Source organism: Deltaproteobacteria bacterium, from assembly GCA_009692615.1.
Classification (GTDB): Bacteria; Desulfobacterota; Binatia; order UBA9968; family UBA9968; genus DP-20.
On record SHYW01000060.1, the window covers coordinates 1 to 12,596 of the forward strand.

The 12,596-nt window shown below is 55.6% G+C and carries 13 protein-coding genes; 8 read left to right on the plus strand and 5 right to left on the minus strand.

What is annotated here, in order from left to right; all coding sequences use genetic code 11:
- The first annotated feature begins 405 nt into the window (after window positions 1-405).
- From EXR70_14945 to EXR70_14975, 7 genes are all read left to right on the plus strand, one after another.
- Window positions 406-1,296 (plus strand): CbbQ/NirQ/NorQ/GpvN family protein, encoded by an 891-nt coding sequence (locus EXR70_14945; GenBank protein MSP39781.1) that lies wholly within the window; start codon window positions 406-408, stop codon window positions 1,294-1,296.
- 104 nt (window positions 1,297-1,400) lie between these two features.
- The gene (locus EXR70_14950; GenBank protein ID MSP39782.1) at window positions 1,401-3,575 is read left to right on the plus strand and encodes a hypothetical protein; all 2,175 of its coding nucleotides are present in this window, start codon (window positions 1,401-1,403) and stop codon (window positions 3,573-3,575) included.
- A 120-nt stretch (window positions 3,576-3,695) separates the two neighbouring features.
- Complete coding sequence (locus EXR70_14955; protein ID MSP39783.1) at window positions 3,696-4,937, plus strand: amidohydrolase; 1,242 nt, start codon at window positions 3,696-3,698, stop codon at window positions 4,935-4,937.
- 23 nt (window positions 4,938-4,960) lie between these two features.
- Complete coding sequence (locus tag EXR70_14960; GenBank protein MSP39784.1) at window positions 4,961-5,662, plus strand: hypothetical protein; 702 nt, start codon at window positions 4,961-4,963, stop codon at window positions 5,660-5,662.
- Window positions 5,663-5,692: 30 nt separating this feature from the next.
- Window positions 5,693-6,088 (plus strand): hypothetical protein, encoded by a 396-nt coding sequence (locus tag EXR70_14965; GenBank protein MSP39785.1) that lies wholly within the window; start codon window positions 5,693-5,695, stop codon window positions 6,086-6,088.
- 107 nt (window positions 6,089-6,195) lie between these two features.
- Window positions 6,196-6,897, plus strand: coding sequence for a tetratricopeptide repeat protein (locus EXR70_14970; protein ID MSP39786.1), 702 nt, complete (start codon window positions 6,196-6,198; stop codon window positions 6,895-6,897).
- Window positions 6,898-7,106: 209 nt separating this feature from the next.
- Complete coding sequence (locus EXR70_14975; protein MSP39787.1) at window positions 7,107-8,777, plus strand: iron ABC transporter permease; 1,671 nt, start codon at window positions 7,107-7,109, stop codon at window positions 8,775-8,777.
- Between the two features lie 23 nt (window positions 8,778-8,800).
- Here the strand turns inward: EXR70_14975 and EXR70_14980 are convergent, their stop codons facing one another.
- The 5 genes from EXR70_14980 to EXR70_15000 all read right to left on the minus strand — a co-directional run bounded on the left by EXR70_14980 (window position 8,801) and on the right by EXR70_15000 (window position 11,438).
- Window positions 8,801-9,076 (minus strand): hypothetical protein, encoded by a 276-nt coding sequence (locus tag EXR70_14980; protein MSP39788.1) that lies wholly within the window; start codon window positions 9,074-9,076, stop codon window positions 8,801-8,803.
- A gap of 71 nt (window positions 9,077-9,147) precedes the next feature.
- The gene (locus EXR70_14985) at window positions 9,148-9,549 is read right to left on the minus strand and encodes a type II toxin-antitoxin system death-on-curing family toxin (GenBank protein ID MSP39789.1); all 402 of its coding nucleotides are present in this window, start codon (window positions 9,547-9,549) and stop codon (window positions 9,148-9,150) included.
- Complete coding sequence (locus EXR70_14990; GenBank protein MSP39790.1) at window positions 9,549-9,746, minus strand: DNA-binding protein; 198 nt, start codon at window positions 9,744-9,746, stop codon at window positions 9,549-9,551. The genes EXR70_14985 and EXR70_14990 overlap by 1 nt, the downstream gene beginning before the upstream one ends.
- Window positions 9,747-9,821: 75 nt before the next feature.
- Entirely contained in the window at window positions 9,822-10,244 is a 423-nt protein-coding gene (locus EXR70_14995; GenBank protein MSP39791.1) for a hypothetical protein, read from the minus strand.
- Window positions 10,245-10,415: 171 nt separating this feature from the next.
- Window positions 10,416-11,438, minus strand: a complete 1,023-nt coding sequence (locus tag EXR70_15000; GenBank protein MSP39792.1) for a cupin domain-containing protein — start codon at window positions 11,436-11,438, stop codon at window positions 10,416-10,418.
- 135 nt (window positions 11,439-11,573) lie between these two features.
- Here EXR70_15000 and EXR70_15005 point away from each other — a divergent pair, with 135 nt between their 5' ends.
- Window positions 11,574-12,548 (plus strand): hypothetical protein, encoded by a 975-nt coding sequence (locus tag EXR70_15005; protein ID MSP39793.1) that lies wholly within the window; start codon window positions 11,574-11,576, stop codon window positions 12,546-12,548.
- Window positions 12,549-12,596: the final 48 nt, after the last annotated feature.

Genomic DNA, 12,596 nt, shown 5'->3' on the forward strand with positions numbered 1-12,596 from the left:
ACGCACACACTTGGCCTATATCGAACCAACTCCAACAAGGTGGGGTTCCGCTATGGCCAGGTTTCTAACTTACGACCTCAACCCAACGCACTACCCTGACATAATCGCGTTGCTGTTAACATGACATATTGACGTTGCCACGACACGCGCGGAGAATCGTTTGGTGCCTGGCGCCTTCGGTCGAGCAGGATGCGAAAACCCCTCGGAGCCCTTCGACGAGCTCAGTACAAACGGATCGGAGATCGAAATTCTTGAGAAAAATCCGTTCATGCTGAGCCCGTCGAAGCATGTTCCGCTTTTTTCAGCGGCTGGCTAGCGTTCATTTCGCGCCATTCGCTAGTTTGACTCCCGCTGGCCCATCGGTTACGGTTTTTCAAATCAAATTTTCGAGAGTGAAATTAGCGAATGTCGACCAAACCAGAAGCGCCGCAGTATCGTATCGAAGAATATATCGTCAAGGAACAGCCGTTTTACGTGCCCAGTTCTGACGAAGTGGAAATTTTTCAAGCCGCCTATCGCCAGCATGTGCCGGTTCTTCTCAAAGGGCCGACGGGCACGGGCAAGACGCGTTTCGTCGAGTATATGGCGTGGAAACTGGGCCAGCCTCTGAGCATCGTCAAGGATGGCGCTAAAGCGGCGAACAACGGTTCAGCGAATGGCGCGGTGCCGCTGGTGACGGTGGCCTGCCATGAAGATTTGACCGCCAGCGATCTGGTCGGCCGCTATTTGCTCGACGCCAACGGCACGCGTTGGATCGATGGGCCGTTGACGCGGGCGGTGAAGGTCGGCGGCATTTGTTATCTCGACGAAGTGGTCGAGGCGCGCAAAGATACGACCGTGATCATCCATCCGCTCACCGATCATCGCCGTTTACTCACCATCGACAAACTCGGCGAGGTGGTCGAGGCCGCGGATAATTTTCTCCTGGTGGTTTCGTACAATCCCGGCTACCAGAATGTTTTGAAAGACTTGAAGCACAGCACGCGGCAGCGTTTTGTCGCCTTGGATTTTCAATTTCCCGAAGCGGAGCGCGAGGCCAAGATCATCGTCCATGAGTCGGGCGTCGATGGTGAGATCGCGGCGCAGTTAGCCAAGCTCGGCCACAAGGTGCGCAACCTGCGCGAACATGGACTGAAAGAAGGCGCGAGCACGCGGGTATTAATTTACGCCGCGCGCTTGATCAAGGAAGGCATCGCGCCGCGCCGCGCCTGCCACGTTGCGGTAACCTGGGGCATCACCGACGACGCCCAGGTGCAGCGCAGCCTGGAAGAAGTCGTCGCGGCGATCTTTCCGTGAAAATGCTGAAGAAAGAATAGCCGCAAAGAACGCAAAGTTCGCAAAACGGGCAACCCCTAATTCTTGTTTTGCGCCCCTTGCGTTCTTTGCGGCCAATCATTCCGATGTCCGAGCCTGATTCACCCGCCGTTGAGCTGGCGCCGATCCGTGAGATGCTGCGGCTCTATTGCCATGCGCTCACCGAGCGCAGCGTCGATTTGCACGATCTCAAGCAACTGATCGATAAGAATATCGGCTGGTCGAAGAACGATGTCGCGACCAGCGATGGCGCGGCGATTTTTTTGCCGGCGATTGTCGAACGCTATGCGGCCGAGAGCGACAACTTCGACTTTCTCAAAGTCATGCTGACGCAGCAGGCGGGCCATATCGAGTTCGGCAGTTTCGATTTCGAGTTCGAGCGGCCGTCAACCCAGTTCGACGACTTGCGGCCAAAGCTAATCGCCGCGCCGGAATATCACGACCACGACCACGGCCACGAAGGTCATCACGAACCGGCGAGCGTCACCGAACTGACGCAGCTGTTTAAATTATTCCCAAACAAGCGCTTGGCTCTCGATATCTTTTCCATCGTCGAAAGCGCGCGGGTCGAAGCGCGCATCATGCGCGAATACCGCGGCATCGCGCTGGTCTACGGTGAAATGCGCCGGCGCACTTTGGCGTTGCGCCAGGAATTAATTTTCTTGCCGGCGCGCGAAGCGCTGTTGGAGTTTATGATCCGGCTGAGTTTGGGGCAAACCGACGGCGTGAAGGTTCCCAAGAAGCAGATCAAGATCGCCGGCGAGATTCGCTCGTTGCTGACTCTGATCGCGACGCGCGACGCGACCGTGGAGGACAGCGCCGAAGCGACGCTGCGGCTTTACGCACGCTTAGCTAAAATCAAGAACGACTATCTCGATGAAGACCAATTTGCGCCATTCGGCGGAGAGCCAAAACGGTCAAGCCGGTGGCAAGATCGAGATGCCCACAATGAGTTGCCGCAGTTGGTCGGCAAGGAACGCGAATATCTGGCACCTCAGGGCGTCGACTATCGCGGCGACTTTCGGCCGGAGCTGGCGCAGTTTCTGACCAAGGCCCAGGCCAATTCGCGCGAGCAACGCAAGTCTTTGACGCCGGAAGAGTTGGCGGATTTGCTGCGCAGTCAGCGCGCCCCCAAACCGCGCGACGGTGACGACGACGACGGCGACGAACAAGATCCGCAGACCAGTCAGATGGTGCAGAATCTGCTCAAAGAACTCGACCAGCGCGATCCACGCATGCAGAGCGTGACGCGCAAGCCGGCGCCGAGCCAGGATGACGACACCGGTCCGCTGACGGCGAGCCAGCCCAATACTTTTATCTACGACGAGTGGAATGCGAGCGCGAGCGCTTATCGCAGCCGCTGGTGCAAGGTTTACGAAAAGACTCTCGGCATCGGCGATCTGGCTTTTTATCGCGACACGCTGCTCGGCCACGCTGGTCTGTTGCAGCAGATTCGCCGCGAGTTCGAGCAGGTAGTGCCGGAGATATATCACAAGGAAAAACGTTTGCCGGACGGTTCCGACCACGATCTCGACTTGGCCATCGAGGCGATGAGCGATCTGCGCAGCGGCATCAGCCCATCGGAGAAAATATTTTGGCGCCAGCATAAAGTCGAGCGCGACGTCGCCGTGGCATTCTTGCTCGACATGAGCGGCTCCACCGGTGAAGCGATCAAGACGGTGGCCGGCAGTGGTACGATTTCGAATTCCAGCCCGCTGGGCGAGCGCTCCCAGCGGCGTATCATCGACGTCGAAAAAGAAGCGATCGTGCTGATGATGGATGCGCTCGAAGCGATAGGCGATCGCTACGGCGTCTACGGTTTTTCCGGCCATGGCCGCGACAATGTCGAGTTCTACGTGATCAAAGATCTCGCCGAGGATTTTTCCCTGGACATCGCCAAACGTTTCGGCCGCATCGGGCCGCTGCACGCCACGCGCATGGGTCCGGCGATCCGCCACACCACGGCCAAGTTGCGCATGCAGCAGACGCGCTCGCGGTTTCTCTTTCTGATCAGCGACGGCCGGCCCCAGGACCGCGGCTATTCGCAAGAGGGCGCGGAAAAAGGCTACGCGGTGCAAGACACGCGCATGGCGCTGATCGAAGCGCGGCGCGAAGGGATTCATCCTTTCTGCTTAACCGTCGACAAAGAAGGCAACGATTATCTGCGCACGATGATGGACGACTTTAGCTACGAAGTGTTGGCCGATGTGAGTTTGTTGCCGCGCCGGTTGCCGCAGTTGTATAAGAAATTGACGACCTGAAATTTAGTCGGTTCCCATCGTTGTAGGGCAGACCCCTGGGTCTGCCCTCCGGAACGGGCGACCACTGGGGGCCGCCCCTACGCCGGAGATAGAATCGTTTTAGAACCGGGGAAGACCGTAATGGCGAAACAATACAAAATTATTTCCGGCGATTCCCATCTCGACATTCGTTCCGAGCGCTGGACGGCGCGGGTGCCGAAGCGTTGGCGCGAACGGGCGCCGCGCACGGTGATTCTCGCCAACGGCAACGAGGGGATTCTCGTCGAGAACCGCGCGCCGCGCAGTCCGGGGGCGACGACGATAACCGGCATCCCTTACGAAAAACATGGGCTGCAAAAATTTTGGTTCGAAGGGCCTGGCACCGGCGCGCCGGAGCAAAGGCTTTGGGAGCAAGATCAGGACGGCGTCGACGCCGAGGTGCTTTATTCGCACGGCAGTTACGCCGAGTTTTGGCGCGGCATCGCGGACGACGACGCGTACAAGGCGATGATCCGCGCCTACAACGAGTGGCTCGCCGAAGAATACTGCGCTTACAATCCGCATCGCTTGCTCGGCATGGGCGTGATTCCCGACACCGGCGTCGATGATGCCATCGCCGAGATGAACTACTGCGCCAAGGCCGGATTAAAAGGAATCAACCTACACCGCTTCCCGAGTGGCAAAGGTTACGTCACGGTGGAGGACGACAAATTTTGGGCTGCCGCGCTCGATCTCGACATCGGCGTGACATCCCATACCAACGGCGGCACGACGCGGCTCGGGCCGAAAAATGGCGGCGTGTTTCAATATCCTAAAGTTTTGGTCAACGCAGGCGGTGCTGAACGCGATCCGGTCTCGTTGATGTTTCGCTTCGCCGGCGAACAGCCGATCGCGCCGCTGCAAATGGCCATGGCCGGCGTCTTCGACCGCTTTCCCAATCTGAAAATTTATTGGGCCGAGAGCCAATGCGGCTGGCTGCCCCATAGCTTCGATCAGATCGACGATAACCACGAGCGCAACCGCTACTGGGGCGAGCGCGATTTCGGTTTTAAAGTGCCCAAGAAAAAACCCAGTGAATATTTGAAAGGGAATTGCCTGTGGGGTTTCATGCGCGACGCCTGGGGTGTGAAATGCCGCAATGAAATCGGCGTCGACATTCTCATCTGGGGCAGCGACTTCGCCCATGCCACCGGCGATTGGCCCCACTCGCAGCGTCTGATCGACGAAACCTTTGTCGGAGTCGCGCCAATCGAGCGGCAAAAAATGCTGCTCGACAACGCGATTGAATATTTTCACCTCGATGCCAATGCCGATCTCGACCGCTATGGCAAAGCGATGCAGGGGCAGAACGTTTCGGGTTTCGAGTCTCGGGTTTCGAGTTAGAAGAAAGGACGGAGGCCAATACAATGATCGCCATCCAGTTTTTTGCGGTGATTTTCTTCTGCCAGTTTGCGGCGCTGCCGCAATTTGTTTTTGGCGCGCAGGTCGCGCCTGGCGATCCGGCGAATTTAAAAGAGCTGATCGCCAAGGCGAAAGCGTCGAGCCACGTGGTGACGTTGGCGCTTGAAGCCACCGAGCCGGATGTGGTGCGCGCTAAGGAACAGGCTTTCGAAAAGAAATTCGGCTTTCCGTTGAAACTGGAATCGCAGCCCGGCCATCATCGCGATATGCCGGTGAAGGTCGTCGAGTCGGCGAAGTCGGGGCGCGGCGTCATCGATATGTGGGATGGCAACACGCGACGACCGCCGTGGGAAGCGATCTACGAAGGTTGGCCGTTAGCCAAAAAGCTGCGTTCGGTGGTGCCGCAGATCGGCGGCGGTCCCGACGGCGCGGTGTTGAGCGACCACTGCATGCACGCACAGATGGGCAACTGGTCGCTGGTCTACAACACTCGGCGCGTCAAACCGGCGGAGTTGAAAGGCATCAAGCTCGAAGACTTGACTGGCGAGCGCTGGCGCAATCGAGTCTTGTGGGACGCCCAAGCGCTGGGGCTGTTCGCGTTACCGTTCGCGCCGGGTTGGGACGTCGAACGGATGAAAACTTTCTCTCACAATCTGGGCGCCAACGGCACCAAGCTGGTCGCCGGCGGCAGCATGAATTTGATCTAGTCGCTGATTCAAGGCGAGGGCGATGTCAGCATGGTGTCGATGAACTGGGTATTGCCGCAGAAAAAACTCGGCGCGCCTTTGGATGTCGCCTTTGCTGAGTTCGTCCTCGGCAACTCAACGGTGACTTGTCTCACCAAACCTCCGGTGAACGATCCGAGCATGACCGCGCTGTTCTGGGGGTGGGAAGCGTTCGACGGCAATTATTTAGAAGCGCAGATCTCCGGCGCCGGCGCGTTCCGTTTGTTTCAGGAGGAAGAAAAATATCTTCCCTTGGTGCGACTGGCCCGCCAAAACGGCATCACCAAGATGGAACAGGTCATCGGCCCGAAGACCGAAGAAGAGTCGGAGAAGGCGAGCGAGTACCGCAAGATCGCGATTCAGGCGCTGAAAGACGGCATCGCGAGTAAGAAGAAAATTACGCGGTAATGCGTTGCGCCCGCGGGGCCCAATTTTTTATTAATGGCTTATGTGTGGTGGTGGTCTTTGTGAATTTTAAGTTCGACAAAGGCCGGTCAGCATATTACTAGGTAGAAATGAATAACCATGGCTTCAGAAGCTGGATAAAAACCATCGGGGCTTTAAGAGCCGGCCTGCTGACAGTCGCTCTCGTCGGTAAAGCGCTGCTATATTTCTTCAATTCGCCCTCCTTCACGTCGAGAAATCCATTGATACTTCCGTTTGCTTTTCTAGTCGCTCTAGATTTCGCTTCAGCCGTTGTTTCCAGTGTCATTTTTGTGGAGTGCCTAAGGATTTTAGCCTGTCGTTCAACATCATCATGGGGTCTCAAGAAGCATTTCGCTGATGTATTCACGTTTGTCGCTCTTTTCGGCGCAATCAAGATGTTTTTTGGCTCTCAACCCTCGAACAGCTATAACGATTACGGCTGGTCTTTAGCGGAGAAAGGAGATTTTCTGAAGGCCAAGCTTAGTCTTGATATAGCTATTAAGTACTACCCTAAGCACACGACTGCGTATCTTGAGAGAGCCTACGTCCACAGAAGGCTGAGCGATTTTGCAGCTGCACTCAATGACTGCAACAAAGCCGTTGATCTGGCTCCGAAGAACGCTGACACATACGCATGCCGTGGCTATACGTACTACTATCTCTGTGACCGTGACAAAGCCTTAGATGGATGGAATAAGGCAATCTCTCTTGATGTAAATTGGTCTGGCAGATTAGATAAATGGACGAAGGCTGTAAGGGATCCATCTTACAAGTGCTCAACCTCTGGCTAACGCAGACCACGCGAAACGCCCGGCGAGTTATCTAGCGTGTTCCTCCTTTTTAACTCACCGAAAATCCCTGTGGAGAACTTCCATTTTTCGACGCTGGCCCAAACGGATCGCAGGTGGATTCTACGCAACAGTTAACAGAGCGTCGAGCGATTGCTCGTCGGCGTGATTTATTAGTAAGCTGGTTCGATTTCCAATCCGTCGGTTCGGTCTTGGTGCTGGTTGTCCTCGGTGTGCTCGTCGTCGTTCCACTCGTTTTCATGTTGCTGGCGAGCTTGCGTCCAGCGGGCGTGATGCCGCTTGCTCCCGGTGTTTTCACGATTCAAGCGTACGCGCAGGCTTACGGCGGCGCCGATATTCTAGCGATTATCCGCAACACGTTGATTTACGCCGGGCTCGGTGTGTTGTTCGCGCTTCCCATCGCGTTCGGCTTTGCCTTTCTGACCGAGCGCACCGATATGCCGCTGCGCGACGCGATGTACGTGCTGATGTTCATTCCCATGAGCACGCCGGTGTTCGCTACCGCGCTCGGTTGGGTGCTGCTGCTGGGGCCGCGCGGCGGCACGATCAATGTTTATCTGCGCGCGCTCGCCGGCAGCGATGCGGCGGACGGGCCTTTTAATATTTACAGTTTGCCGGGTCTGATCTTCGTACACGTGCTCGGCATGGTGCCGACTATGTGGCTGTTTCTCACCGCGGTGCTGCGCCGTATGGACCCGCTGCTCGAAGAAGCTGCCGCGACTTCCGGTGCCGGGCGTTTGCGCGTCTTGAAGACCGTTACGGCGCCGCTTATGCGTCCGGGCGTGGCGGCGGTGGCGATCTATTTTTTTCTCACCGGTCTCGAAGCGTTGGAACTGCCGTTGGCGTTAGGCCCGACCGCCGGCATCGAAGTGCTGTCGACGAAAATCTTTTTCAGCCTGATGCCGACCGGCGACGCTGGCGTGAACTACGGCGTGCCCGCGGCGTTCGGTTTGCTCGGTTTGCTGATGGGCGTCGGCGGCACGCTGCTTTATCATCATTTGGTGCGCCAGGCTTCCGACTTCGCCGTCGTAACCGGGAAGGGCTACCGGCCAAAGATCATCGAACTCGGTCGCTGGAAATATCTCGCGCTGGCGGCGATCTGCATTTTTGTTTTGGTCAAAGTGGTCCTGCCGTTTTCGGTTTTGCTTTACGCGAGCTTCCTGCGCTTCTACGTGCCGCCAATCCGCGAATATCTGCCGGACATGAACTGGACGCTGCTCAACTATCAACGGCTGTTCGATTACCGTTTCTTCGGCAGATTTTTCGTCAATACTTTGATCGTGTCGATGCAGGCGGCGACGATCACGATGCTGCTAGTCACTTTCATCGGTTGGCTGGTGGTGCGCAGTCCGTCGAAGCTGAGCAAGCTCATCAATCTTGTCGCCTTCATGCCGCTAGCGATTCCCGGTGTGATCTCGACGCTGGCGCTGTTTCTGATGTTCGTCGGCACGCCGCTCAACGGCACACTGGCGCTGATCACCCTCGCGTTCATCGCGCGATTCCTCGCTTTCGGCACGCGTTTGATGCACTCGGCGATTCTCCAAATTCACAAAGAGTTGGAAGAAGTCTCGCACACCAGCGGCGCGAATCAGTTTCAGACGTTTTGGCGCATCACTTTGCGTCTGCTAATTCCAGCATTCATGAACGGTTGGCTTTGGGTTCTGGTCCATGCCGCGAAAGATTTCTCCGTGGCGTTGATGTTGGCGTCGGCCGGCAGCGTCGTGGTCGCCAATGTGATCTACGAGTCGTTCGTCGGCGGCCACTTCAACTCTTCGGCAGCCATGTTGGTGGTGCTGATTACTTTTAACTTGCTGTTCGTCATCGCTGGACGGAAGTGGATCGGCAGCACTTTGGCGCAATAGCGCTCGGGAAGTTCAATAGCAGCTCAAGTCTTATCTGTCGGTCGGCCCTTAATCGCTACCGCGGCGATGACGAAGTCTAACAGAGCGGTGCCCAAGAAGCCGACGATTGTCTGAACCGCTAGATACTTCTCCGTGTAGATATACACCGAGATGTTGGCGATACCGAACAATGTCCATGTAGACCAGCTTACACCGCGCGTCGAACGGCTTCTGACGATGGCCAATAGTTGAATCAAAGTTGCGGCAGGGAAGATGATCGCCGGCAGCCAGCCGGCAATACTGATGATATGTGGATGCATTTGGTTATTCCAGCATGGAGATTGGAGGAAGTGAAACGGTTTAGGCGGGGAATTCGGACCGCACTGTTGTGTCAGGCGCCTGTGGAGTGAGCAGTTTCTTTAACGTGGGTAGCTAGCCATGCCGCAAGTTCTTCGCGTTTCATTTTTCCCGAAGCTAGATTGAGTATGACTTGTTCTTGGTCATCAATGGGTGCATCGATTTCAAATCGATTCAAAATCAGAAAAGTCTCCATTGCGGCGTGCCCGATCCGTTTGTTGCCGTCAATGAACGGATGGTTCTGAATGAGCGAGAATCCCAGAGCGGCCGCTTTATCGGTGATCGTCGGATAAAGAGCTTTCCCGTCGAATGTCATGCGGGGCTGAGCGAGCGCTGACTCCACGGCATGTAGATCGCGGATGCCAAAACTTCCACCGCTGCGCTGGATGATCCGGCGGTGTAGATCGAGAGCTTCGTTTAGAGTGAGATAACGCACTAGGCGAGGCGGCGGTAAAGCTCGGAGTTTTTGTTGAGAACGTAGTCAGCTGCCTGCTGGAACGCTTCCTCTGGGCGTGCGATCAATTCGTCAATCGTCACACGTACAAGATCTTCAGGAGTAATGTTATACCGCTTGGCGATTTCTTGAAGTTTTGAAAGGCGATCATCGGAAACTGTAACGGTGATCGTGCTCATGGCGACCTCCTGGTTGACAATAAGAGAGTAACATTACCGCCAAAAAATACTACGGTAGCGCGTATGGGGGGTGCCTCAGTGACTGGATAAGCTATTTTCAATGGCTGACACAAACATGAAACCCTGTTCAACTCCGATGTTTGGAGTTGCGCGCAACTTTGCCTCGTAAAAATACTGGGGATCACTGTACCCAGGCAAAGAGTAGTAAAGCTTTATTTCAATATACAGTCGAGTCTTGTCATTAATCACGTCTTTAACAGATGCGATTCCATCGACGGTGACAAACTGGCCGGTGTATTTGAATGTGTTGTCTGGTAGCAGATATTTTGCCCCGTTTACGTCCTGTTGAATCAATTTTGTTGTCTCTCGATCATTGCCGTCAGTAATGTATGCTTTAAATTGTTCGCGCAACACGACGCCTGGAACTTTTCCGGCGTTTTTTATGATTGCTGTCCATTTAATCTTATTAGGACTGTCCATATGTGTTTCTCTATTCACAATTTCGATTCCAATATATGGTCTGTTTGAAATGTTGTATGTCTTTATCGCGTAAATTATCCCGATAGTGCTCATGGTCAGTGAACACAAAGATATAATTGTTGTAATCGCCGGGATGGCTTTTCCCTTAATATCCATTTTAATATTCTCTAACTCATTCAGTCTGTGGGCCTATCCATTCTCCTCCCGATCCAACCCCGTCATTTGCAATAGCGGCCGGTCGGTGAATGAAAAAAAAATCGCCGGCTCGGTCTGCGAGAGATTCTTATGCGCGTGCCAACGCCAGGAGGGGACGGTGTAGCTGTCGTGTTCGTCCCACGGCATTTCCACTGACTTGGTTTGGTCGATAATCGTGACACCTTTGCCTTGGACGCAGTGGTACATGTGGGTGCCGGTGTGGCGGTGGAATTTGGTTTCTTGGCCGGGCTGAAGCATCTGTAGGTAGCAAGTCATGGTTAGAAACGTGTGGCCGCCGTCGACCGGGTTTTTGTATTCGATGTACAAACCATCGTGGGGATCGACGATGCCTTGCTCGCCTAATTCTTTTAACGCTTCGAGGGCTTCGTTCCATTTGTAATGATAAGGAACTCCGGCGGCGCCTTGGTAATCTACTTTCGGTTGGCGCGCTGGACCGTAAAGGCGGCGCGCGGCGCCGTGGTTTCTCGTCAGTGGCTGCTGTTTACCCTCGGCCCATTCTTCGCGAAAGATGTGCGCGTCGAGAAAGCCGACCACGCCGGCGTCGAGGGCGTCGATCCAGATGATCGGTTCTTTGGAATTGTTCACGTGGTCGTGCCAGACCCAGTTGGGTTGAATCAACAAATCGCCGGGCTCCATCACCATCGGCTCGCCGTTCGAAGTCGTGTAAGCGCCGCCGCCTTTGACGACGAAGCGCAATGCGGTGTTGGTGTGGCGGTGCGCCGCCGCGGCTTCGCCAGGCAGAACGATTTGAAATCCCATGGCCAGAGTTTTGCTGCCGGTCTGCAAGCCGACGTTTCTGCGAAAGGCGTCGGGGCCGATGCGGATGACTTCGGTGGTTTCCATTAAGACTGGCAGAATTTCTTTCCAACGCCACAGCTTCGGTTCCATGCGTTGGGTATCGCGCTCGTTTTGCCAATAACCGCGCAGGCCGAGCTCGGCGAATTTTTGGTGCAGTTGTTGGCGATCTTTGGGTTCATTGACGGCGGCTTTGGACATGACATTCCTCCGGCGGCGCTTAAGCTAAAACGTTTGTAGCAAATTCATCTCTGCCGGCGCAACTTGGTCTTTACAAGCGGAACCGTTTCCGGCTATGTGTTGAGTAACTTTTTCCCAATCCCCTGGAGGTTCGATATGGTAACGGCGAAAGATGTGCAAGGCGTGATGGGCATGATGCCGGCGTTTTCCACCAAGGACGCGGGCGATTTGAATTCAAAAAATACCATCGATGTCGACAATCTCAAAGCCGGCGTCGAGCGCATGATCGGCGACGGCATCGACGTCATCACCGTGTCGGGCAGCTTCGGCGAATGCTACAACCTGCATTGGGACGAATACAAAACCTTGGCCAAGGCGAGCGTCGATGCGGTGAAAAAACGCGTGCCGCTATTCATCGGCGCCACCAGCCCCAACGTGCGCGAAGTGGTCGAGCGGTTGAAATTCGTGCAAGACATCGGCGGCGACGGCACGCTGCTCGGCGTGCCCTATTACGATGCCCAGTCGCCGGAGTACATAGCGGATTTCTACACGCAGATCGCCAATATGTTTCCCAAGCTGGCGTTTCTCATATATCACAATCCGGTCAATCACAAAGTTAAAATTCCGGTGTCGATCTTTCCGCGCTTGGTGCAGTGCCCAAACATCGTCGGCATGAAGGACAGCCATCGCGACACCCGCGAGTTTCTCCGCTTGATGGATATCATCCGCGGCAAGATCAGCGTGATGACCAATCAAGCGCAGATGGTTCCCTATTATCGCATGGGTTCGGCGGGCTGTTGGTCGATCGATTCTTGGATGGGGCCATGGCCGGTGCTGCATTTGAGAAATCTCGTCCGCGCCGGCAAGGACCAAGAAGCGATCGCGGTCATCGGCGATATCATGAACGCCGCCGGCGGCGAACGGCCGGGCGGCAACGAAGGCGCGACGGCGAAGCTGCCGATCGAGTTCGCCGGCTACGTCAACCCTGGACCAGCGCGCACGCCGATCGTGAAATTTTCCAACGAGACTCTCGATCGCGCCAAGAAAAAAGCCGAGGGGTGGAAAGCGCTGTGCGCTAAGTATAAGCCGTTGGTCGAGGCGGCGCGGGCGCAGGTGAAGGCGGCGTCGTAGAAATCGTGATCGTGGCTCGTGGACGTGTTCGTTTCGGTCATCGGAGTG

Bases quoted from the DNA above. Each gene is read 5' to 3' on its own strand.
- EXR70_14945 (MSP39781.1), top strand. From the start codon at position 406: ATGTCGACCAAACCAGAAGCGCCGCAGTATCGTATCGAAGAATATATC.
- EXR70_14950 (MSP39782.1), top strand. From the start codon at position 1,401: ATGTCCGAGCCTGATTCACCCGCCGTTGAGCTGGCGCCGATCCGTGAG.
- EXR70_14955 (MSP39783.1), top strand. From the start codon at position 3,696: ATGGCGAAACAATACAAAATTATTTCCGGCGATTCCCATCTCGACATT.
- EXR70_14960 (MSP39784.1), top strand. From the start codon at position 4,961: ATGATCGCCATCCAGTTTTTTGCGGTGATTTTCTTCTGCCAGTTTGCG.
- EXR70_14965 (MSP39785.1), top strand. From the start codon at position 5,693: ATGGTGTCGATGAACTGGGTATTGCCGCAGAAAAAACTCGGCGCGCCT.
- EXR70_14970 (MSP39786.1), top strand. From the start codon at position 6,196: ATGAATAACCATGGCTTCAGAAGCTGGATAAAAACCATCGGGGCTTTA.
- EXR70_14980 (MSP39788.1), bottom strand. From the start codon at position 9,076: ATGCATCCACATATCATCAGTATTGCCGGCTGGCTGCCGGCGATCATC.
- EXR70_14990 (MSP39790.1), bottom strand. From the start codon at position 9,746: ATGAGCACGATCACCGTTACAGTTTCCGATGATCGCCTTTCAAAACTT.
- EXR70_15000 (MSP39792.1), bottom strand. From the start codon at position 11,438: ATGTCCAAAGCCGCCGTCAATGAACCCAAAGATCGCCAACAACTGCAC.
- EXR70_15005 (MSP39793.1), top strand. From the start codon at position 11,574: ATGGTAACGGCGAAAGATGTGCAAGGCGTGATGGGCATGATGCCGGCG.